Source organism: Bradyrhizobium sp. USDA 223 (assembly GCF_044909005.1).
GTDB classification, from domain to species: domain Bacteria; phylum Pseudomonadota; class Alphaproteobacteria; order Rhizobiales; family Xanthobacteraceae; genus Bradyrhizobium; species Bradyrhizobium yuanmingense.
Genome location: NZ_JBIYDR010000001.1, coordinates 3317621 through 3341616, shown reverse-complemented (window position 1 = coordinate 3341616; position 23996 = coordinate 3317621). Strand labels below are relative to the sequence as shown.

Here is a 23996-nt window from a genome sequence, read left to right as displayed (position 1 = left end):
ATGGCTGACACGGCAAAGCCGAGCCTACGCGATCTGGATCCCCAGCAGATGAGAAAGCTCGTCGCGCTGGCCAGGAATCGCGGCCGGAGTGACGCTGGCGCTATTCCGGTGGTGGCGCGGAGCGGATCGTTGGAAATGTCCTTTGCGCAGCAGCGGCTCTGGCTGCTGGCGCAGCTCGATGGTACGAATTCCAGCTATCACATTCGCGGAGCATTGCGGCTTACGGGCGAGCTCGATCTCGAAGCCTTGCGTTGCAGCATCGACCGTGTGTTCGCGCGCCACGAAGCCCTGCGCAGCGTCTTTCGCGTAGTGGACGAACGGCCGCGCGTGGTGCTGCTGCCCAGGGATGCGCGTGTGCCGCTGCTCGAACATGATCTGAGTAGCCGGGACGATCGCGAGCAGGAGCTGGCGCGCCTCTGCCGCGAGGAGGCCGCGACGCCGTTTGATCTCGCCGCAGGACCGTTGGTCCGCGGTCGCCTGATCCGGATGGCGGAGGGAGAGCATCTCTTCTTGCTTACCCAGCATCACATCGTCTCCGATGGCTGGTCGATCGGCGTGCTCATGCGCGAGCTCGGCGCTCTCTACCGGGCATTCGCCGCCGGCAAGGACGATCCTCTGCCGCCATTGGCAATTCAGTATCCAGACTATGCCGCCTGGCAGCGACAATGGCTGTCGGGCGAACGCTTGCAGCGGCAGTTCGACTATTGGCGAGAAGCGCTCGCGGATGCTCCTGCAATGCTCGAATTGCCGACAGACCGGCCGCGTCCGCCAATCAGGTCGCTCGCCGGTGCGTCCCTGCCGATCGAAATCGATACGGAGCTCGCATCCGGCATCAAGCGACTGAGCCAGTCGAATGGTGCCAGCGTTTTCATGACGCTGCTGGCGGCCTGGGCAGCGGTGCTGTCGAGACTCTCCGGGCAGACGGAGGTCGTGATCGGGACGCCGACGGCGAACCGAAACAGGCCGGAGATCGAGGGCCTGATCGGATTCTTCGTCAACATGCTGGCTCTCCGCGTCGATCTCGCGGCCGAGCCGAGCGTCGCCGAGCTACTCCGCCGTGTGCGCGCGGCGGCGCTCGCGGCGCAGGATCATCAGGATCTGCCGTTCGAGCAGGTCGTCGAGATCGTTCAACCGCTGCGACGGTTGGAGCAGACGCCGGTCTTTCAGGTCGTGTTCGCCTGGCAAGGCAGCGACATGGGACCCCTCGAGTTGCCTGGCCTGAAGGCCGAGGTCGCTGATATTCCGCTGCAACAGGTCAAGTTCGATCTCGAGCTCAACCTCGGCGAGATGGACGGGCGCATTGTCGGCTCCCTGAATTATGCGACGTCGCTGTTCGACGAAGCGACGATCACGCGCTATCGGGGCTATCTGTTGACCGTGCTGCGGGCCATGATCTCCGATGCGAATCAGGTGGTCGACCGGATCGATATCATTGGTGTCGATGAGCGCAGGCGCGTTCTCGACGCGTGGAACGAGACGGCCACGCCGTTTCCCTCCGAAAGCTGCATTCACGATCTATTTGCGGAGCAGGTGAGAAGGGCGCCGGACGCCATTGCGCTGGCATACGAGGACGTTCGTCTGAGCTATAGCGAGCTCGATGCGCGAGCGAACAGGCTTGCGCGGCACTTGATCACCTTGGGAGTGGTGCCGGATCAGCCCGTTGCGATCTGCCTGCCGCGGGGCATCGCAATGGTGGTGAGCCTGCTGGCCGTGCTGAAGGCGGGCGGCGCCTATCTGCCGCTCGATCCCGCTTATCCTGCGGAGCGGCTACGTCAGATTGTCGATGATGCGAGGCCGCGCCTGTTGATCGCAGACGGCACAGGACGCGCGATCATTCCGGATGGGACTTGCGAGATCGTCGATCCCGATGCAGGCGCGGGGCAGGCGGCGTCGGATCCGGGTGCTCTCCTCAAAGGACTGACTGCGCGAAGCCTTGCCTACATCATCTACACGTCCGGCTCGACTGGCCGGCCGAAGGGGGTGATGGTCGAGCACCGCGGCCTGGTGAATCTGGCGTTGGCGCAGCGGGCGTTGTTCAACGTCAATTCGAGCAGTCGCGTCGTGCAGTTTGCCTCGCTCAGCTTCGATGCCAGCATCTGGGAAATCGTCATGGCGCTGTGCTCGGGCGCCGCGCTGTTTCTGACCGGCACGCGCGAGCATCAGGACACCGCGGCATTGTTCGGCTATCTCGCGGACAACGCGATCACGCATGCGACGTTGCCGCCGGCGATGCTGCACGGGCGGACCGATCTCGAACGGCTCGCCTCGTTGCGGGTTCTCGTTCTTGCCGGTGAATTGCCCAACGCCGAGCTGGCCAAGGGATTGCCTCCTGGTATTGCCGTCTTCAACGGTTATGGGCCGACGGAGGCAACGGTTTGCGCCACGAGCTGGTTGCGGCATCAGGGTTTTGACGGCGGCGCCACCCCGATCGGTCGACCGCTGCCGAATGCGCGAATCTATCTCCTGGACCGGTTCGGTGCGCCCGTTCCGCTCGGTGCCGTCGGCGAAATCTACATCGGCGGAGTCGGAGTCGCGCGCGGTTATCTCGATCGCGCCGATCTGACGGCAGAGCGCTTCGTGCGCGATCCCTTCTGCGGCGGTGCGGATGCGCGCATGTATCGCACCGGCGATCTCGGCCGCTATCTCCCGGACGGCAATATTGCGTTTCTCGGCCGCAACGACCACCAGGTCAAGATCCGTGGCTTTCGCATCGAGCTCGGCGAGATCGAGTTTCGGCTCAACGAGCATGCCGACGTTGCCGATTCAATCGTACTGGTGCAGCGGGATCACGGTGGTGACACGCGGCTTGTCGCCTATGTCGCCGTACGTCGCCGCAATGGCGCGGGGCTCGATGCCAATGAATTGGTCAGCGCGTTGCGCGATCATCTGCGTGCCTGTCTGCCGGACTACATGGTGCCGTCGGCGTTCGTGAGTCTCGATGCACTCCCGCTCACGCCGAATGGCAAGGTCGACCGCAAGGCGCTGCCGGCGCCGGAGAACGATGCATATGCGCGACGCCGTTTCGAGCCGCCGCGAGGCGAGGTCGAACAGGTCGTCGCAAATATCTGGGCCGAGCTCTTGGGCATCGATCGGATCGGACGCAGTGACCACTTCTTCGAGCTCGGCGGCCACTCGCTGCTCGCAGTGCGCATGCTGGAGCGATTGCAGCGGCATGCGCTGAGGGCGGATGCGCGCATGCTGTTCGCGAAGCCGGTGCTGGCGGACTTTGCCGCCAGCCTCGATGGCGGCGTAGAAGCCGACGTTCCGGTTAATCGGATCACCCGGCAGACGACGGCGATCACACCGGATTTGTTGCCGCTGATCGCGCTAACGCAATCCGATATCGACAGCATTGTGGCCGGCGTTCCCGGCGGCGTCGCCAACATCCAGGACGTCTACGGCCTGTCGCCGCTTCAGGATGGCATCCTCTTCCATCACCTGCTGGCGAAGGAGGGCGATCCCTATCTGCTGATTGGCCGGATGGCCTTTGCCGACCGCGACCTGCTCGATCGCTATCTCGATGCGGTCCGGCAGGTGATCGCCCGTCACGACATTCTGCGAACGTCCCTCGTGTGGAACGGACTGTCCACGCCGGCTCAGGTGGTTTGGCGGCAGGCGCCCTTGGCCGTCAGCGAGGTCGTGCTGGACGGCGAAGGTCCGGCGGATGAGCAGCTGGCCCGCCGTTTCGATCCGCGATTCCATCGGATCGATCTCGGACAGCCGCCGCTGCTGCGCTTTGCACTCGCCGCCGATCCAGAAGGCGGGCGCTGGCTGCTCCTGGTTCTGTTGCATCACCTCATCGGCGACCATTCCACGCTTGAGGTGATGCACGACGAGGTCGTGAAGATCCTGTCCGGGCGAAGTCACGAATTGCCGCCGCCCTATCCGTTCCGGAATCTGGTGGCACAGGCGCGCGAATCGGCGGCGACCGCGGAGCATGAGCGCTTCTTCCGCGGCATGCTCGCCGACATCGACGAGTCGACCACGCCGTTTGGGCTGGACCGGGTGCACGGCGACGGTGCCGGCGTGGCCGAAGCTCGGCTGATGCTGCCCGAGAGCTTGAATGCAAGGCTTCGTTTGCAGGCGCGGCGGCTGGGCGTCAGCCTCGCCAGCCTTTGCCACCTCGCTTGGGGACAGGTGGTGGCGCGAACCAGTGGGTGCGAGCATGTGGTGTTCGGGACTGTTTTGTTCGGTCGCATGCAGGCCGGCGCGGGCGGCGATCGCACCATGGGCCTGTTCATCAACACCTTGCCGCTGCGGCTCGATTTCGACGACACCGCGGTCGAGGACAGCGTTCGTGATGCGCATCGTCGGCTGACCGAGCTGATGGCACACGAGCACGCCTCGCTGGCGCTCGCGCAGCGATGCAGCGGCGTCGCGGCACCCGCGCCTCTGTTCAGCGCGATCCTGAACTATCGGCACAATGCAACGCCGGCGGATCTGGCTGCCAACAGGGAGCACTCCGGGATCGAATGGCTCGGTGGCGAGGAGCGCACCAATTATCCCCTGATGCTGGCCGTCGAGGATTATGGTCAAGCGCTTGGTCTGACCGCTCAGATCGTCGATCCGTTCTCGGCTGATCGCATCTGCGCCCTGATGCAGCAAGCGCTGGACCAGCTGGCCGATGCGCTGGAGCATGCGCCGCGTGCGCCGGTCCGCCAGCTCGACATTGTGCCTCGCGAGGAGCGTCAGCTTTTGCTGGAGGTGTGGAATCGGGCGCAGGCGCATGATCCGCAAGTCCGATCATTCGTCACGCAGTTCGAGGCACAGGTCCGGAAGTCGCCGCAGGCGATCGCGCTGGCGTTCGGCGAGGCGGAGCTGAGCTATGCAACGCTGAATGCACGTGCCAACCGGCTGGCGCGGCGATTGCGAGATCACGGCGTCGGGACCGACGTCGTGGTCGGGCTGGCGCTCGACCGCGGCGTCGAGATGCTGGTCGCGCTGCTGGCGGTGCTGAAGGCCGGCGGGGCCTATTTGCCGCTCGATCCGGATTACCCGCCGGAGCGGCTGGCGCACATGCTGCGCGACAGCGGCGCGGCGCTGGTGCTGACGCAAGAGAGATTGCACGATCCGTTCGCAGGCATTCTGGCGGAGACCGGCGCGGAGGCCTGGCTAGTCGATGGAGAGGACGGCGAGGGCGGCGATGCAGGCAATCTCGATGTCGCCGTTCACGGCGAGAGCCTCGCCTATATGATCTGCACTTCGGGCTCGACCGGTCTGCCCAAGGGCGTGATGGTTCGCCACGACGCCGTGACCAATTTCCTGGCGACCATGGCGGAGCAGCCCGGCATGACGGCCGGCGACCGCGTGCTGGGGCTGACCTCGCTGTCCTTCGACATCGCGGTGTTGGAGCTGTGGCTGCCGCTGAGGATCGGCGCCTGCGTCGTGCTGGCGGATCGCGCGGCCGCGCATGATCCTGCCAAGCTCAAGGCGATCGTGGAGCGGCATGGCGTGTCCCTGATCCAGGCCACGCCGTCGACCTGGCGGATGCTGCTCGATCATGACGGTCCTGCGCTGCCGGCGAGCTGCCGGGTGCTGTGCGGCGGCGAGGCGCTGCCGCCGGATCTGGCGCGGCGGCTGGTGGCCCAGGCCGGCGAGGTCTGGAACCTGTACGGCCCGACCGAGACCACGGTGTGGTCGGCGCGCCATCGGCTCGATGCGATGGACCATCGTCCGCTGCTGGGCCGCCCGATCGGCAACACCACGCTTTACGTTCTCGACGGTGACCTCAACCTCGCGCCGGTCGGCGTCGCTGGCGAGCTCTATATCGGCGGGAGCGGGCTCGCGCGGGGCTATTGGCAGCGCGGCGGCCTGACGGCGGAGCGCTTCATCCCCGATCCCTTCGGTCCGCCGGGGGCGCGACTGTACCGCACCGGCGACGTGGCGCGGTGGCGATCCGAAGGCGTGCTCGATTACGTCGGCCGTGCCGATTACCAGGTGAAGATCCGCGGCTTCCGCATTGAGCTCGGCGAGATCGAGGCGCGGCTACAGGCGCAGGATGGTGTCCGCGCGGCTGTCGTCGTGGCGCGCGAGGCCGGCGCCGGCCGCCAGCTGGTCGGCTATGTCAGTGGCGAAGCGCTGGATGGCGCGGTGCTCAAAACGGTGCTGTCCTCGGTGCTGCCGGACTACATGGTTCCGGCACGGATCGTGGTGCTGGAGCGTCTGCCGCTGACGCCGAACGGCAAGATCGACCGCAAGGCCTTGCCGGCGCCGGATCAGCTTGTGGCGTCCGCCCAGCATGTGGCGCCGCGCACACCGGCGGAGGTCGCATTGGCCGCGATCTGGGCCGATCTGCTGCGCCAGCCCAACATCGGCGTCACCGACAACTTCTTCGAGCTCGGTGGTGATTCCTTGATTGCGGTCCAGCTCGTTAGCCGCATCAAGCGCGATCTCGGCCACGACCTGCCGCTCAATCGTCTGTTTGAATTGACGACCGTTGAAACCATGGCTGCTGCGCTGGGCCTGGAGAGCGAGACCGACAAGCGAAGCGACGACATCGTAGCGATGCTCGACCTGTTGAAGGAAGTCGAACTGTCCCATGAGTGACACGGCAACCACGCAAAAGCAGCAGCTGCGCGACATTTCACGGCGCTTGATGCGTCTCGATTCCGGCAAGCAGCACGCGTTCCTGTCGCAGCTCGCGGCGAAGGGCGTCAACCTCGCCATGCTGCCGATCGTGCGCCAGGAGCGAAAGCGGGCGCCGCTGTCCTTTGCGCAAGCGCGCCTCTGGTTCCTGTGGCGGATGGATCCGTCCAGCGCGGCCTACAACATATCGGCGACGGTGCGCGTGCGCGGCCAGCTGCAACCACGCGCATTGCAACAGGCGTTCGATATGCTCGTCGCCCGCCACAGCACGCTTCGCACTGTGTTTCGGCAGGAAGGGGAGCAGGCCGAACAAATCGTCCACGATCCGCAGCCGGCCGTATTGCGGCACGTGATCCTCGCTGGCGACGACCGCGAACGGCAGGCGCGTTCGTTGGCACGGCAGGAGGCCTCGCTGCCGTTCGATCTCGAGGCGGGCCCGCTCATGCGTGCGGCGCTGCTGACGCTGGACGAGAGCGACCATATCCTCGTCGTCAGCCTGCACCATATCGTGGCCGACGGCTGGTCGATGGGCGTGCTGGTTGACGAGTTCTGGAAACTGTACGCGGCATTCGCTTGCGGTGAAGAACCGGCCCTGCCGGAGCCGGAGATTGACTATGCCGACTACGCCGAATGGCAGCGGCTCTGGATGAGTGCGGTCGATGGCGAACGGCAGGTCGGCTACTGGACCAGGCGTCTCGCCAATCCGGCCGTGCTCCAGCTGCCGATCGACCGGCCGCGCCCGGCGGTTCCGGACCTGGCGGGATCGGCACATCGCATCCCGCTCGAACCGGCGCTAGCCAATGGCTTGCGCGCGCTCGCGCGGCGGCATCGCACGACCCTGTTCGCCGTCCTGCTGGCGAGCTTCAAGCTGCTGCTCTATCGCTACACCGGGCAGTCCGACATCAACATCGGCGTGCCCGTCGCCAACAGGCATCGCGGCGAAGCGCGCGGCGTGATCGGTCTGTTCGTCAATACCCAGGTGCTTCGCACGCAGATCGACGGCCGCGCGGCGATCGCGGACTTCATTGCGGCGGTTCATGCGGCCACTGTCGAGGCACAGGAAAACCAGGACCTTCCGTTCGAACGTCTGCTCGAAATCCTTCAGCCCACGCGCAGCCTGAGTCAGAATCCACTGTTCCAGGTCCTCTACAATCACCAGCGCCGTCGGGCGTCGGCTAGTTCATCGGATCGGACCGGTCTCCAGATCGAGACGATCGATACGGAGGTCGATGCCGTCAAGTTCGAACTCGCGCTCGATACCGAGGAGGGGCTGTCAGGCGAGATCCGTGCCATCTTCACCTATGCAACGGCGCTGTTCGAGACGGCGACGATCGAGCGCCTCGCCGCGCATTGGACCACCCTCCTGAAGGCCATGGTTGCCGACGACGCGCAAGGGATCGCCGATGTGGCGTTGCTGTCCGAACAGGAATTGGGGCTGTTGCGGCAATGGAATTGCGCCGACGACGAAACGGCAAGCTCATCGTTCACACCGGTGCATCGGACGGTTGCACGGCTGGCCGCCGAAACGCCCGACGCGCCGGCGCTGGTCTTCGGTGACGATGAAATCAGCTATGCCGAGCTCAACCGCCGCGCCAATCGGCTCGCGCACCACCTGATCCGCCTCGGTGTCGGGCGCGACGACCTTGTCGGCGTCTCGGCACGGCGTTCGCCAGGCCTCATTACGGCGCTGCTCGCCATCTTGAAGACGGGTGCAGCCTATCTGCCGCTCGATCCCGAGCATCCGGTCAGACGACAGGTCGGCACCCTGCGCGATGCCGGCGCGCGTGTCGTGCTGGTCGACGCAGATAGTTCGGCGTTGACGCCGCCGCCAGCTGGCGTCGTGGTCGTTCCGCTCGGTGCGATCAATCTCGCCACGGAGAGCGAAAGCGATCCCGAGATCGCGGTGGTGCCAACCAGCCTTGCCTATGTGATCTATACCTCCGGCTCCACCGGCATCCCCAAGGGCGTCGCGGTCGAACACGGTCCGTTCGCCATGCACTGCGAGGTGACGGCCGGGCTCTACGACATGGATCGGCACTCGCGCGAGCTGCACTTCCTGTCCTTCACCTTCGATGGCGCCCATGAGCGGCTCTGGACCGCACTGACCTGCGGCGCGGCGCTCGTGATGCGGGATGCGGACCTGTGGTCGGCCGAACAGACCATCGAAGTTCTGCGCCGGCAGCGCGTCACCAATGCCGGGTTCCCGCCGGCCTACCTGCAACAGCTCGCCGATTTCGCGATGTGGCGTGGCAATCCGCCGCCAGTCGAGCTGTACTCGTTCGGCGGCGAGGCGATGCCCAAGGCTGGCTTCGACAAGGTCAAGCGCGCGCTCAAGCCGCGGGCATTGATCAACGGCTACGGGCCGACCGAAACCGTGGTCACGCCGCTGGTATGGAAGGTCGATGCGAGCGAGGAGATCGACGGCAACTATGCCCCGATCGGTCGCCCGGTGGGCCGCCGCTCGGCGTACATCCTGGACAATGATCTCAACGTCGTTCCGATTGGCGTAACTGGCGAGCTGTTCATCGGCGGTGAGGGGCTGGCGCGCGGTTACCGGCAGCGAGCCGAGCTGACGGCGGAGCGCTTCGTCCCTGATCCGTTTGGCGCACCGGGCGCGCGTCTGTATCGCACCGGCGATCTGGCACGCTGGCGTGCCGATGGCGTCATCGAGTATGTGGGCCGGTCCGATCATCAGGTGAAGATCCGCGGCTTCCGGATCGAGCTCGGCGAGATCGAGGCATGGCTGATGCGGCAGGCCGGCGTGCGGTCGGCCGTGGTCGTTGCCCGTGAAGCCGGCGTCAGCCGTCAGCTGGTCGGCTATGTCGCCGGCGATGGACCGTTCGACGAAGCGGCGATGCGCGCGGCGCTCTCGGAGGAGCTGCCCGACTACATGGTGCCGGCCCGCATCGTGCGATTGGACCGGCTGCCGCTCACCGCGCACGGCAAGGTCGATCGCGACGCCCTGCCGGCACCGGAGATGCCGGCCGCAATCACCGCGCATGTCGCGCCGCGCTCCGCAGCCGAGACGGTGCTCGCTGCGATCTGGGCCGAGCTGCTCGGCCAGCCCGTCATCGGCGTCACCGACAATTTCTTCGAGCTCGGCGGCGATTCCATCATCTCGCTGCAACTGGTCGGTCGGGCGCGCCAGGCGGGCCTGCTGATCGAGCCGCGTGACGTCTTCCGACATCAGACCTTGCAGGATCTGGCGCGCGTGGCGCGGAGTGAAGACAAGGCGGAGATCGTCGCCGCTGAGCTCGATCTCGACGGCCGCGAGCACCTGCTGCTGCCGATCCAGTTGCGGTTTCTCGGTGAGGATGCAGGGGACCGTCATCACTGGAATCAGGCCGTCCTGCTGATGCCGAAGTCGCGGCTCGACTGGAAGCTCGTCGAGCTCACGCTTGCCGCTCTCGTCGCGCATCATGAGGCCCTGCGCTTGCGCTTCGAGGAGATTGATGGCGGTTGGCGCGCAATTTATGGCTCGCCGCCGGCGATCTCGGAGCTGCTCTGGATTCGCAGCGACGTTCGCGATGCCGCCGAGGTCACGGGAGTTGCCGCGTCGGCTCAGGCCAGCCTGTCGCTGGCCGGGCCGCTGCTGCGTGTGGTCGGCATGGATCTCGCGGATGGCAGCCAGCGGCTTCTGGTGGTGGTGCATCATCTGGTCATCGACGGCGTGTCATGGCGGGTGCTGCTCGAAGACTTTGCGGCGGCGTACGATCAGCTCCGCCAGGGCGCGGCTTCAGTCGCGCTGGCGAGGAGCGACTCTTATGCATCCTGGGGCGCGCGATTACAGGCCTATGCTGCGACCGACGAGCTGGCAGCCGAGCTCGACTATTGGCTGGAGCGGGGATCGCATGCCGCGTTTCCCTGCGATGACGATCATGGCGGGGTCGACCGGGTTGCAGACGGCGAGGAAGTCCTGCTGGCGTTCGACGCCGGATTGACCACGCGGCTGCTGAAGGAAGCCCCGACCGCTTACCGCACCCAGGTCAATGATCTCCTGCTGGCGGCACTTGCGCGAGCCGTGTCGCGCTGGGGCGGGATCGAGGATGTCGTCGTCGAGCTCGAAGGCCATGGCCGCGAGGACGTCTTCGACGGTGCGGACGTGTCCCGCACCATCGGCTGGTTCACCACGGCATTTCCGATGCGCCTGCCGGGCGGCTCGAGCGACGACGCCTCTCTGATCAAATCGATCAAGGAGGAGCTTCGGGCGGTTCCCAACCGCGGCCTGGGGTACGGCGTCCTGCGTCATCTCGGCACCGAGGCGCAGCGGAGCGCCCTGGCGGCACGTCCCGAGCCGCGCATCGTCTTCAACTATCTCGGCCAGTTCGATTCCAGCATGGGAGAGAGTGCCCCGTTTCGCCTCGCGCCCGAGAGCTCGGGGCCGATGCGCAGCGAAAGCGCGCCGCTTGGCCGCTGGGTCAGCATCAACGGTCAGATCGGGGAAGGACAGTTGCGCCTGTCGTTCAGCTATGGCCGTAGGCGTTACCGGCGCGCAACCATCGAACGTCTCGTCGAGCATTACGCGGCTTCCTTGCGCGAACTCGTCGCGCATTGCACGGGCGGCGCCCGCGGCATCACGCCGTCGGACTTCGCCTTGTCGAACCTCAAGCAGGCTGATCTCGACGCGCTGGTCGCAGCGATCGACTGCCGCGAGATCGAGGACATCTATCCGCTGTCGCCCATGCAGCAGGGCATGCTGTTCCATGCCCTGCGTGATGGCGAGAGCGGCAATTACGTCAACCAGATCGGCCTCGAGATCCGTGGTCTCGAGGCCGGCAGGCTGCGCGCAGCCTGGCACGAGATCAGTTCGCGCCACGCCGTGTTGCGAACCGGATTTGCGTGGCGCGAGCTGTCGGGGGCCGCGCAGCAGGTGGTCTATCGCTCTGCGCCTTTGCCATTCGAGGAAGAAGACTGGCGCTCGCGGGCGGCCGCCATGGAAGAGGAGGAGGTGCGGGCTGCGCTCGCAGGTATTGCGCAAGCCGAACGTACCAGGGCATTCGATCTGTCTCAGGCGCCATTGCAGCGGGTCCGGCTGATCCGGCTCGACGACGCGCGCCACTGGCTGATCTGGACCCACCACCATATCCTGCTGGACGGCTGGAGCGCCGCGCGTCTGATGGCCGAGATCCTGCAGCACGAGCGCGGCGCACGCTTGCCAGCAGTGAAGGGCCGCTATCGCGACTACATCGCGTGGCTGCAAGGGCAGGACCGCGAGGCGTCGACCTCGTTCTGGCGATCGGCCTTGGCCGAATTGGACGAGCCCAGCTTCCTAGCGGACACGCTGGGAGAACCTGCGGCCAACGGTGCTTCAGGCCATGGCTCGTCTGACCTGCTGCTCACGGCCGACCTGACGGCAAGCCTGCAAGCCTTTGCGCGGCGCGAGCGCGTCACGCTGAATACGCTGGTGCAAGGCGCTTGGGCGCAGCTGTTGCGTCGCCACACCGGCGAGCGCGCGGTCTGTTTCGGTGCGACGGTCTCGGGCCGGCCGGCGGAGATCAGCGGGGCCGAGGAGATGGTCGGCCTGTTCATCAACACGCTGCCCGTCGTCGATCAGGCAAGCCCGCAAACCGAGATCGGAGCGTGGCTGCGCGATCTCCAGGCGCGCAACACGGATCTGCGCGATCACGGCTGGATGCCGCTGTACGAAATCCAGCGTCTTGCCGGCCGTTCCGGACGCGCGCTGTTCGACAACATCCTCGTGTTCGAGAACTATCCGATCGATCAGGCGCTGCGGGGCGAGAGCGAAAGCGGACGCCGGTTCGGCCGGGTCGAGCAGGTCTCGATCACCAACTATGCGCTGACGGTGGCGGTCTTCGCCAAGCCCGACGGCATCAATCTGGGCTTTCGCTACGATCGCAGCCGCCTCGACGACGATCATATCAGATATCTGCAGGCCTCGCTGTCGCAACTGCTGGCCAGGATCGTGGCGGACGCCTCGCGGCCGCTGGGCGCGCTGGACAGCCTCGATGCCGATGAGGAGCAGAGATTGCTCGGCTGGGGCGGCAGCGCCGAGCGGGCACCGAAGTCTGGCGACACTATCGTCGCGCAGATCGAAGCCCGGGCCGCGGCTTCGCCATCGTCGATCGCGTTGATCTTCGGTGAACGGCAGATCAGCTATGGCGAGCTGAACGCGCGTGCCAATCGCCTGGCCTGGCGGCTGCGGGAGCACGGGATCGGTCGCGACCGGCTGGTCGGCGTAGCGCTCGAACGCAGCGTCGAACTGATCGTTGGCGTCCTGGCTGTGTTGAAAGCCGGCGGCGCCTATCTGCCGCTCGATCCCGACTATCCCTCCGAACGCCTGCTTCATATGCTGCGCGACAGCGGAACGGCACTGGTGCTGACTCAGGAGCTGCTGCTCTCGCATCTCGCGCCGGTGATCATGGATGCTGGCGCCGAAGCCTGGACGATCGACAAGGAGGGCGAAGCTAACATCGAAGCGCCTGCCGGCAATCCCGATGCGGCGCTTCAGCCGGACAACCTGGCTTATGTGATGTACACATCAGGTTCGACCGGCGTGCCCAAGGGCGTGGCCTGTTCGCATCGCGCGCTGGCGGCGCGGCTTGGCTGGATGCAGGGGGAGTATCGTCTCGATTCTGCCGAGACCTTGCTGCACAAGACCCCGTTCAGCTTCGACGTCTCGGTTTGGGAGATGTTGTGGCCGCTCGCAACCGGCGCGCGGCTGGCGATCGCGCCTCCAGGCGCGCATCGCGAGCCGCGACTCCTGGTAAACGCCGTCATCGCCCACGACGTGACGACGCTGCACTTCGTGCCGCAGATGCTCGAGCATTTCGTGACCGAGCCCGGCGCGCCGCGCTGCACCTCGCTCAAGCGCCTGTTTGCCGGCGGCGAGGCGCTGTCGCTTGATCTCATGACGCGTGTGCGTGCGGCGTTCCCCAATGTACGGTTCGACAATCGCTACGGTCCGACCGAGGCTCTCATCAACGCCACCTACTGGACCTGTCGCGACGAAGGGGCGACGCGCGTGCCGATCGGACGACCCATTCCCGGCGTGACGATCCGCATCCTCGACGCCGATCTGAACATGGTTCCGGCAGGCGTGACCGGCGAGTTGTTCATCGGCGGGGCCGGTTTGGCGCGAGGCTATTGGCGGCGCGAGAAGCTGACGGCGGAGCGCTTCATTCCCGATCGATTCGGCGAGGAAGGCGAGCGGCTTTATCGGTCAGGAGATCTGGCGCGCTGGCGCGCCGATGGCGCGATCGACTATGTCGGACGCGCGGATCACCAGGTCAAGATCCGCGGCTTCCGCATCGAACCCGGCGAGATCGAGGCGCGGCTGCTCGATCAGCCCGGCGTTCGCTCCGCCGTCGTGGTGGCGCGCGATGTCGGCATGGGCCGTCAGCTCGTCGGCTATGTCAGCGGCAGCGGCCAATTGACGGAGGCAGGCTTGCGGACCGCGCTGTCGGCCGTGTTGCCCGACTATATGGTGCCGTCGAGAATTGCGGTCCTGGAGCGGTTACCCTTGATGCCGAGTGGCAAGGTCGATCGCCACGCGCTGCCGGCGCCCGACATGGCCCATGGCCATCCGGAGCATCAGGCGCCGCGCACGCCGGCCGAGGTCGCTTTTGCGGCGATCTGGGCGGAGCTGCTCGGTCGTCCGTCCGTCGGCCTCACCGACAATTTCTTCGAACTCGGCGGCGATTCCATCATCTCGCTCCAGATGGTCAGCCGCGCCCGGCGCGCCGGATACCTGATCGAGCCCCGCGACGTATTCCAGCATCAGACGCTCGAAGCTCTGGCGCGCGCGGCGCGGACCGAGCAGCGCACGGGGACGCTCGCCGATCAGGGGCAGGTCACCGGCCCGCATCCGCTCTTGCCGATTCAGTCCCGCTTCTTTGCGGAGGACATGGAGAACCGGGATCATTGGAACCAGGCGGTGCTGTTGCAGCCGAGAGAGCGTCTCGACTGGAACGTGATGCGGCGCGCACTCACCGCTGTGGTCGATCATCATGACGCACTGCGCCTCCGCTTCGCGCAGAGGCAGGGGAACTGGTGTGCCGAGCACGGCGCTGCTCCGGCAGCGGATGCGCTGCTCTGGGTGCGGCGGGCGATCGACCGGGCCGCCGTGACGGCGCTGGCATCGTCGGCGCAAGCAAGCCTGTCGATCTCCGGCGGGGAGCTGTTACGGGCCGTCGGCATCGATGTCGCTGATGGCAGCCAGCGTTTTCTGATCGTGATCCACCATCTCGTGGTCGACGGGGTGTCATGGAGGATCCTGCTGGAGGACATCGCGTCCGCTTACACGCAGCTTGCGAAGGGGGACGCAGCGATCGCGCTTCCGCCCAAGACCCATGGTTACGCGTTGTGGGGGCAGCGCTTGCGGGCTTACGCGACGTCGCCAGAACTGGCGACGGAGTTATCCTACTGGACCAGCCGCTGTGCAAATGCGGACGTTCTGTGCGACGACGACCACGCGGGCAACGATCGCATCGCCGATGCCGATGAGGTCCTGCTGTCATTCGAAAGTGAATGGACGCGGTGCCTGCTGACGGATGCGCCGTCGGCTTATCGGACGCAGATCAACGATCTGCTTCTTGCCGGCCTTGCACGCGCCGTCTGGCAGTGGAGCGGACGGGACGACGTTCTCGTCGAACTGGAGGGGCATGGCCGCGAGCCTCTCGCTGGCGATCTCGACCTCTCGCGCACGGTCGGCTGGTTTACGACGGCCTTTCCGGTGCGATTGGCCGGTGGCTCGCAAGATCCTTCGTCATTGATCAAGACCGTGAAGGAGGAGCTTCGCGGCATTCCCGGCCGCGGAGTGGGCTACGGCGTACTGCGTTATCTTGGCTCCGAAGAGCAGCGCTTGGCGCTATCGCACGCCGGCGAGCCGAGGATTGCGTTCAATTATCTCGGCCAAATCGACGGAGGCGATGAGGCGGCGCTGTTCAGGATGGCAGCGGAAAGCGCCGGTCCGTCGCGGGATGCGTCGAGCCCGCTGCGACGCTGGCTGATCGTGAACGGCACGGTGCGCGATGGTCGGTTGCTTCTATTGTTCGGCTTCGGTCGCAAGCGCTATCGGCGCGAGACGGTCGAGCGGCTGGCCGCGTTGTACGAGGCTGCGTTGCGTGAGCTGGTCGATCACTGCACCAGCGGCGCGTGCGGCCTGACACCATCGGATGTGGCATTGTCGGGGCTGGGTCAGATCGAGCTCGACAGGCTTGCGCTCGATTGGCGCGAGATCGAGGACATCTATCCATTGTCGCCGATGCAGCAGGGCATGTTGTTTCATGCGATGCATGACGGCGAGAGCGGACTCTACGTCAATCAGGTCGCGGCGGAAATCCGAGGACTCGATGCCGAAAAGCTGCGCCGCGCCTGGCAGGCGGCCAGCGATCGTCACGCGGTGCTGCGGACGGGATTTATTTGGCGTGACCTGTCCGGCGCGCCGCAACAGGTCGTCTATCGACGGGCCGAAGTGCCCTTTGTCGAGGACGACTGGCGAGCACGGAGCGCGACGTGGGACCAGGCGCAACTGGATGCGGCGCTGGCCGACGTTTCGCGGCAGGAGCAGGCCGCCGGGTTCGACTTGTCGCGACCACCCTTGCAGCGGGTTCGGCTGATCCGGCTCGGCGCCGACAGGCATTGGCTGATCTGGACGCATCACCACATCCTGCTCGATGGGTGGAGCTCGGCGCGGCTGATCGCCGAGGTGATGCAGCATAACGGCGAGGGACGCCTGCCGGCATTGCACCACCGCTATCGCGACTACATCGCGTGGCTGAAGGCCCGTGACAGCGAGGCGTCGGCGGCCTTCTGGCGCAATGCGACGGCAGAGCTGGACCAGCCGAGCTTCCTGGCAGGCAGCCTCGCCGAACCGACGGGCTCCCAATTGTTTGGCCACGGCACGCTGGAGCTGGATTCTGTACTGACCGGACGCTTGCAGGAATTCGCGGCGCGCGAGCGGATCACGATGAACACGCTGGTGCAGGCGGCATGGGCGCAGTTGCTGCGACAGCATACCGGGCAGGGCACCGTCTGCTTCGGTGTCACCGTGTCGGGCAGGCCGCCGGAACTCGCCGGCGCCGAAGAGATGGTCGGCCTGTTCATCAACACGTTGCCGGTCATCGACGGTGTCGGCCCACAGCAGACCGTTGGATCATGGCTGCGCGAGTTGCAGGATCGCAATCTGGCCTTGCGCGAATTCGGCGCGACGCCGCTCTATGAGATCCAGCGGCTGGCAGGGCGCCCCGGACGGCCGCTGTTCGACAGCATCCTGGTGTTCGAGAATTACCCGGTCGACCGCGCGCTGATCGGACAGAACCGGCAGATCCAGGTCGGCGAGACCTGGATTGTCGAGACCAGCAATTATCCTTTGTTCGCCAGCATCGGCGTCGATGAGCGCCTGCGCCTCGTCTTCAACTATCAGCGCAAATATTTCGATGAGGCCCAGATCGCACGGCTGCAGCGAACCTTTGTGCGGCTGATCGAGGCGCTGAGCATGGATGCCGGTCGACCGGTCGGGATGATCGCGGCCCGCGATCCCGCGGATGACGTCCTGCTTGCACGGGCGAACGATAGGCGCCGGGATGAACCGCGCGAGGGGATCATTGCGCAGTTCGAGGCGCAGGTCCGGAAGTCGCCGCAGGCGATCGCGCTGGTGTTCGGCGAGGCGGAGCTGAGCTATGCCGCGCTGAATGCGCGCGCCAACCGGCTGGCGCAGCGATTGCGGGATCATGGCGTCGGGACCGAAATCGTGGTCGGGTTGGCGCTCGACCGCGGCGTCGAGATGCTGGTCGCACTGTTGGCGGTGCTGAAGGCCGGCGGGGCCTATTTGCCGCTCGATCCGGATTACCCGCCGGAGCGGCTGGCGCACATGCTGCGCGACAGCGGCGCGGCGCTGGTGCTGACGCAAGAAAGATTGCACGATCAGTTCGCAGCCATCCTGGCGGAGACCGGCGCGGAGGCCTGGTTCGTTGATGGACAGGACGGCGAGGGCGGCGATGCCGGCAATCTCGATGTCGCCGTTCACGGCGAGAGCCTTGCCTACGTGATCTACACTTCGGGCTCGACCGGTCTGCCCAAGGGCGTGATGGTTCGCCATGATGCCGTGACCAATTTCCTGGCGACCATGGCGGAGCAGCCCGGCATGACGGCCGCCGACCGCGTGCTCGGGCTGACCTCGTTGTCCTTCGACATCGCGGTGCTGGAGCTGTGGCTGCCGCTGACGATCGGCGCCTGCGTCGTGCTGGCGGATCGCACGGCCGCGCATGATCCCGCCAAGCTCAAGGCGATCGTGCAGCGGCATGGCGTGTCCGTGATCCAGGCAACGCCGTCGACCTGGCGGATGCTGCTCGATCATGACGGTCCTGCGCTGCCGGCGAGCTGCCGGGTGCTGTGCGGCGGCGAGGCGCTGCCGCCGGATCTGGCGCGGCGGCTGGTGGCCCAGGCCGGCGAGGTCTGGAACCTGTACGGCCCGACCGAGACCACGGTGTGGTCGGCCCGCCATCGGCTCGATGCAATGGACGATCGTCCGCTGCTCGGCCGCCCGATCGGCAACACCACGCTTTACGTTCTCGACGGTGACCTCAACCTCGCGCCGGTTGGCGTTGCCGGCGAGCTCTATATCGGTGGGAGCGGGCTCGCGCGGGGCTATTGGCAGCGCGGCGGCCTGACGGCGGAGCGTTTCATCCCTGATCCGTTCGGTCCGCCGGGGGCGCGGCTGTACCGTACCGGCGATGTGGCGCGGTGGCGGTCCGACGGCGTGCTCGACTATGTCGGCCGTGCCGACCACCAGGTGAAGATCCGCGGCTTCCGCATCGAGCTCGGCGAGATCGAAGCGCGGCTGCAGGCGCAGGATGGTGTCCGCACGGCCGTGGTGGTGGCGCGCGAGGCCGGCGCCGGCCGCCAGCTGGTCGGCTATGTCAGCGGCGAAGCGCTGGATGGCGCGGCGCTCAAAACGGCGCTCTCCTCGGTGCTGCCCGACTACATGGTCCCGGCGCGGATCGTGGTGCTGGAACATCTGCCGCTGACGCCGAACGGCAAGATCGATCGCAAGGCCTTGCCGGCGCCGGATCAGCTTGTAGCGTCCGCCCAGCATGTGGCGCCGCGCACGCCGGCGGAGGCCGCATTGGCCGCGATCTGGGCCGATCTGCTGCGCCAGCCCAACATCGGCGTCACCGACAACTTCTTCGAGCTCGGCGGCGATTCCATCATCTCGCTGCAGATGGTGAGCCGCGCGCGGCGCGAAGGCGTGCTCATCGAGCCGCGCGATGTGTTCCGGTATCAAACCATCGAGGCGCTGATTGCGGCGTCCCGAGATGTCGAGCCAGATAAGGAAGACCCCGCATCGGAGCGCGGCTCGCTGGCGGGACTCTCCAAGGAGCAGCTCCAACGGCTCGGTCTGGACTGGAGCCACGTCGAGGACGTCTATCCGCTGTCGCCGATGCAGCAGGGCATGCTGTTTCACAGCCTGCGCGATGCCGGCAGCGGCGTTTATGTCAATCAGGTCAGTGTCGAGATCCGGGGCCTCGACCCGGAACGGCTCGGCACAGCGTGGCGCGAGGTGAGCGCGCGTCATCAGATGCTGCGGACCGGCTTCCTCTGGCGTGAGCTCTCCGGCTCTCCGCTGCAAGCCGTCTATCGCGACGCCATCGTGCCGTTCGCACAGGAGGACTGGCGCGGGCAGGCGATCAGGGATGAAAGAATTGCGGCGGCCCTTGCCGATGAGCGCGCCGCCGAATTCGACCTCCAGAGGCCACCGCTCCAGCGGGTGCGGTTGTTGCGGCTCCAGGACGACCTGTATCGGCTGATCTGGACCTATCATCACATCCTGATGGACGGCTGGAGCTCGGCAAGGTTCGTCGGAGAAGTCCTGGAGTGCTATTACGGCGGCGCTGCTGCCGCGAACGCCACGCGCTACCGCGACTATATCGCCTGGCTGCAGGCGCAGGACGCCAAGGCTGCCGAAGCTTTCTGGCGGGAACAGCTCAGGAGCTTCGATCAGCCGACGCAGCTCGCCGATGCCTTCGGCGCGCACCGCCATCAGGCATCCGGCCACGAACGCTGTTACACGCGTCTCGGAGAGGCCGCGACTGCCGAGCTGAAGGCGTTCGCGCGGCGCGAACGGATCACGCTGAATACGATCGTCCAAGGCGTGTGGGCGCTGCTGCTGCAACGCTATTCGGGCCAGAACACCGTGACGTTCGGCGTAACCGTGGCCGGTCGTCCGGCCGGTCTCGACGGATCGCAGCAGATGCTTGGGCTCTTCATCAATACGCTGCCCGTGATCGAAACGCTTCCGCCCGAAAGCCCGATCGGAGGATGGCTGCGCGCGCTGCAGGACCGCAATTCGGCGATCCGGGACTACGAGCACACGCCGCTCTATGACATCCAGGGCTGGGCCGGCCGTGCCGGTCAGACCATGTTCGACAGCATCATCGTGTTCGAAAACTATCCGATCGAACGCAGCATGCACCGCGGCGCAGGCGCGTTGCAGTTCAGCGGCCTGAAGAATGTCGACGTGACGAACTATCCGATGGACCTGTCGGTGCTGGTCGAAGACACGCTCCAGGTCGAATACACCTATATGCCGAGTCATTTCACCGCAGCGCAGGCGGCGCAGATCAGGGCGCAGTTCGAGCTCTTGCTGGCGGAGCTGACGCGCGATGCCACGGCCTTGCTTGGTAGCATCCATCCCGTCACAGAGCTCGATGCCGTCCTTGCGGATCGTTGCAATCGGCATGCGACGTCGAGCGCTCCGCTGCCGCTGGTGCATGAGGCGATCAGCAGCCATGCGCGGCGTCATCCGGAGCGGACGGCGCTGACCATTGGCGGCTCGGTGCTCTCGTTCGGAGACCTCGAGCGCAGGGCCAACCGCCTGGCTCATCACCTGATCGCCCGGGGGCTTAAGCCCGAGCAGCGCGTCGGCGTGGTGGTCGAGCGAAGTGCTGCCACGATGATTGCGCTGCTGGCCGTGCTCAAGGCGGGTGGGGCCTACGTTCCACTCGATCCCGAGCTACCCTCGGAGCGGCGCGCGTTCGTCATGCGCGATGCAGCAATCGCGTTCCTGTTGACGGGTCCGCTCGAAATCGAGGGCAGCCCGGAGGGCATGGAGCGAATTTCCTTGTCTTCGTTCGATTTCGACGTGGGACCCGACCATCCGCCGCAACCCGAACTGCACCCCGAGAACCTTGCCTATTTGATCTACACTTCGGGCTCGACCGGGACGCCAAAGGGCGTGGCCGTCGCCCACGGTCCGCTGGCGATGCACTGTCGCGTCACGGGCAGCCTCTACGAGATCGACGAAAGCTCCTGCGAGCTGCATTTCCTATCGCTCGCCTTCGACGGCGCCCATGAGCGCTGGCTCACAGTTCTATCGCATGGCGCACGGCTGTTGATGCGTGATGCCGAACTGTGGATGCCGGAACAGACGGTCGAGAACCTGCACGTCCATCGCGTCAGCCATATCGGATTGCCGCCGGCCTACCTCCAGCAGGTCGCCGATTGCGTCGAGCAGAGCGGCAATCCACCGCCGGTCAAGCTCTACTCGTTCGGCGGCGAGGCGATGCCGAAGGCGGGCTTCGACAAGGTCAGGCGCGTTCTCAAGCCACGCATTCTGATCAACGGTTATGGCCCGACGGAAACCGTCGTCACGCCGCTGGTCTGGAAAGTCGATGGCGCGTCCCAATGCGACACGCCCTACGCGCCGATCGGCCTGCCGGTCGGAGACCGCCGCGCCTACATTCTGGATGCCGCACTCGACATCATTCCCGCCGGTGTTGCCGGCGAGCTCTATCTCGGCGGCTTCGGCCTGGCGCGCTGCTATCACGGCAAGGCCGCCATGACCGCCGAGCGCTTCGTCCCTGACCCATTCTCGTCGACCCCGGGAGCGCGGCTGTATCGCACTGGCGATCTGGCGCGGTGGCGCGAGGACGGCACCGTCGAATATCTCGGCCGCAGCGACGACCAGGTCAAGGTCAACGGTTTCCGGATCGAGCTCGGAGAGATTCAGACCTCGCTGCTCCGTCATGAGGCGATTGCGCAGGCGGCGGTGGTGGCAGTGCCGAGTGCAGCCGGAAATCAGCTCATTGCCTATGTCGCACCGAAGGCGGCAGATGACGCCGCGCCCGAGGCGGCCGAGAGGCTGGTCGAGCGCTTGACCGGTTTCCTGAAGCTGATCCTGCCGGCCTATATGGTACCGGCACGGATCATGGTGCTCGAGCGGTTGCCGACCTTGTCGAGCGGCAAGATCGACCGGCGTGCATTGCCGGCTCCCGATGCGTCGATGCGGAGCTTCGTCCCCCCGCAAGGCCCGGCGGAGACCGCAATGGCACGCCTGTGGTCCGAGATTCTGGACGTGCCGCAGGTCGGGGTCACCGACAATTTCTTCGAGCTCGGCGGTAATTCGATCCTGTGTCTCAAGGTCGTGGCGCGGGTCCGTCAGGACAAGACGTTCGGGATCGAGATCAAGCTGCGCGATCTGCTCCAGAAGCCGACGATCCGCGCGCTGCTCGCCGGCAGCGCGACCGCGGCGCCGGCCGTCGCCGTCGCACCATCGGCGCTGCTGCCGCTGAATGCCGCGGTTCGCGGCGTGAACCCGGTCTTCTCTGTGCATGGCGGCTTCGGCACCGTTTTCGACTATGGGCCGCTGGCGCGCCGCCTCGAAGGGCACCGGCAGGTGATCGGGCTGCAATCGAGAATGCTGGTCGATCCCTCGTGGACCGACGCCTCCCTCGAGGCCATGGCCGTGGACTACGCGGCCGAGATCCGGCGGATGCAGCCGCGCGGTCCCTATAGCCTGGTCGGCTGGTCCTTGGGAGGACTGCTGGTCAGTCTCGTCGCGGCCGAGCTCGAACGCGGCGGTGAGCGCGTCGATCGTCTCGCGCTGGTCGACAGCTTCGTGCCGCGGCAGCCGGACGGATCGAGCCCGCGGGAGGCGATTGCCCACTGGGCCGACGATCTCGCCGGATTGCTGTCGGCGGTCCTCCCGAGCGCTGCTGCCTCTCGCATCAAGGCGCAGGTCGAGGCAGCAAAACGTGCTGGTTTGCCGGAGACGCCGGAGCACATTCGCGACCTCGTTGCTTCTGTTGTGGAGCAGGGTAGGAGCGTGAGAGCGGAGGATGCCTCGCTCGGCGCGGATGATTTGTCCGCTGCATTCGCAGTCGGACGGCACCTCAACAGGCTGGCGCAGAACGCCGCGCTGCCGCGGGGCCTCGAAGCCACGCCGCTCTGCTGGTGGACCTCGACCCGTCTGGCGCAGCGTGATCGGCTGGAATTGCAGTTGCCGAAGGCGGTCGATCGCGGCTTCGTCGGCGACAACCATTTCACGATCCTGAGGGATGCCGGCCTGCTCGATGAGATCTGCGGTCTGCTCGTGCCGGCGGCGGCGTCGACGATCGCGCAGGATACGGTCCCGGAGCCGGCGGAGTAAGCCTTTGAGTCTTGATCCAGATATCGCGGCATTGCTCGAGATGGTGCAGGCCGGCACCGAAAGCGGCGCGCGCGTTCCGTTTCCGCAATTGACTGCTGCGCAGGCGCGGGCCGATTTCGATGCGTCCTCGCCGCTGCTCGATGTCGATCCGCCGGCGCTTGCCTACGAGCGGCGTTTGTCGCTGCCGGTGCGGGATGGCGCGACGATCGAGGCGCGGCTCTATGCGAGCGCGCAGCCGAGCGAACGCACTCCCATTCCCGTTCTTCTTTACCTGCACGGCGGCGGCTTCGTCGTCGGCAGCCTCGATTCGCATCAGCCATTGTGCCGCGGCCTCGCCAAGGACAGCGGTGCGGCCGTGCTCTCGGTCGGCTACAGGCTCGCACCGGAGCACAAGTTTCCGACCGCCTTCGAGGATGCCGTCGATGCGCTGGCCTGGATCGGCCTCGAGGGCCGCGCGATCGGGCTCGATCCGCGCCGGGCCGCCGTCGGCGGCGACAGCGCCGGCGGAACGCTTGCCGCCGCGCTCGCAATCGAAGCGAGGACGAATGCGGGCCTCCCGCGGCCGGTGCTTCAGGTTCTCGCTTATCCCGGCCTCAGCTCCCGACAAACCTCCGCATCCTACGAGCGCTACGGTACCGGCCATCTCCTGGAGCGCAGCACTGTCGATTGGTTCTTCCGGCAATATCTCCGCGACGAGTCGGATCGCGACGATTGGCGTTTTGCGCCGCTCGCAGCGGATGATTTGTCGGGCCTCGCTCCCGCATGCATCGTCCTCGCCGAGTTCGATCCCCTGGTGGACGAGGGGCGCGATTATGCAGCCCGCTTGGCGGCGGCCGGCGTTCCCGTCGATCTGCACGTTTATCCCGGCATGATCCATGAATTCCTGCGCATGGGGAATGTCGTGGCCGATGCCTTGCGGGCGAGGGCGACGATCGGGCGGGCGCTGGCCAAGGCCTTTCTCGCCGCTGGCGAAAAGGCGGCCTGATATGGCAATGCAGTGTGAACGAGAGTATGTCATGATCAT

General features: G+C 66.1%; 3 protein-coding genes. All 3 read left to right on the top strand.

The genetic code is table 11. The features are described from left to right. Genes ABIA40_RS15510 through ABIA40_RS15500 form a run of 3 tightly spaced genes read left to right on the top strand, consistent with a single transcriptional unit; the run spans window position 1 to window position 23957 of the window. On the top strand, window positions 1-6546 hold the full coding sequence (locus ABIA40_RS15510; RefSeq protein ID WP_404541857.1) for an amino acid adenylation domain-containing protein: 6546 nt from the start codon (window positions 1-3) through the stop codon (window positions 6544-6546). Further along, entirely contained in the window at window positions 6539-22972 is a 16434-nt protein-coding gene (locus ABIA40_RS15505; RefSeq protein ID WP_404541855.1) for a non-ribosomal peptide synthase/polyketide synthase, read from the top strand. Before ABIA40_RS15510 ends, ABIA40_RS15505 begins: the two co-directional genes overlap by 8 nt. Before the next feature lie 4 nt (window positions 22973-22976). Then, entirely contained in the window at window positions 22977-23957 is a 981-nt protein-coding gene (locus ABIA40_RS15500; RefSeq protein ID WP_404541853.1) for an alpha/beta hydrolase, read from the top strand. Window positions 23958-23996: the final 39 nt, after the last annotated feature.

Excerpts from the sequence above, each read along its gene's own strand:
- ABIA40_RS15505 (WP_404541855.1), top strand. The coding sequence starts at position 6,539 with ATGAGTGACACGGCAACCACGCAAAAGCAGCAGCTGCGCGACATTTCA.
- ABIA40_RS15510 (WP_404541857.1), top strand. The coding sequence starts at position 1 with ATGGCTGACACGGCAAAGCCGAGCCTACGCGATCTGGATCCCCAGCAG.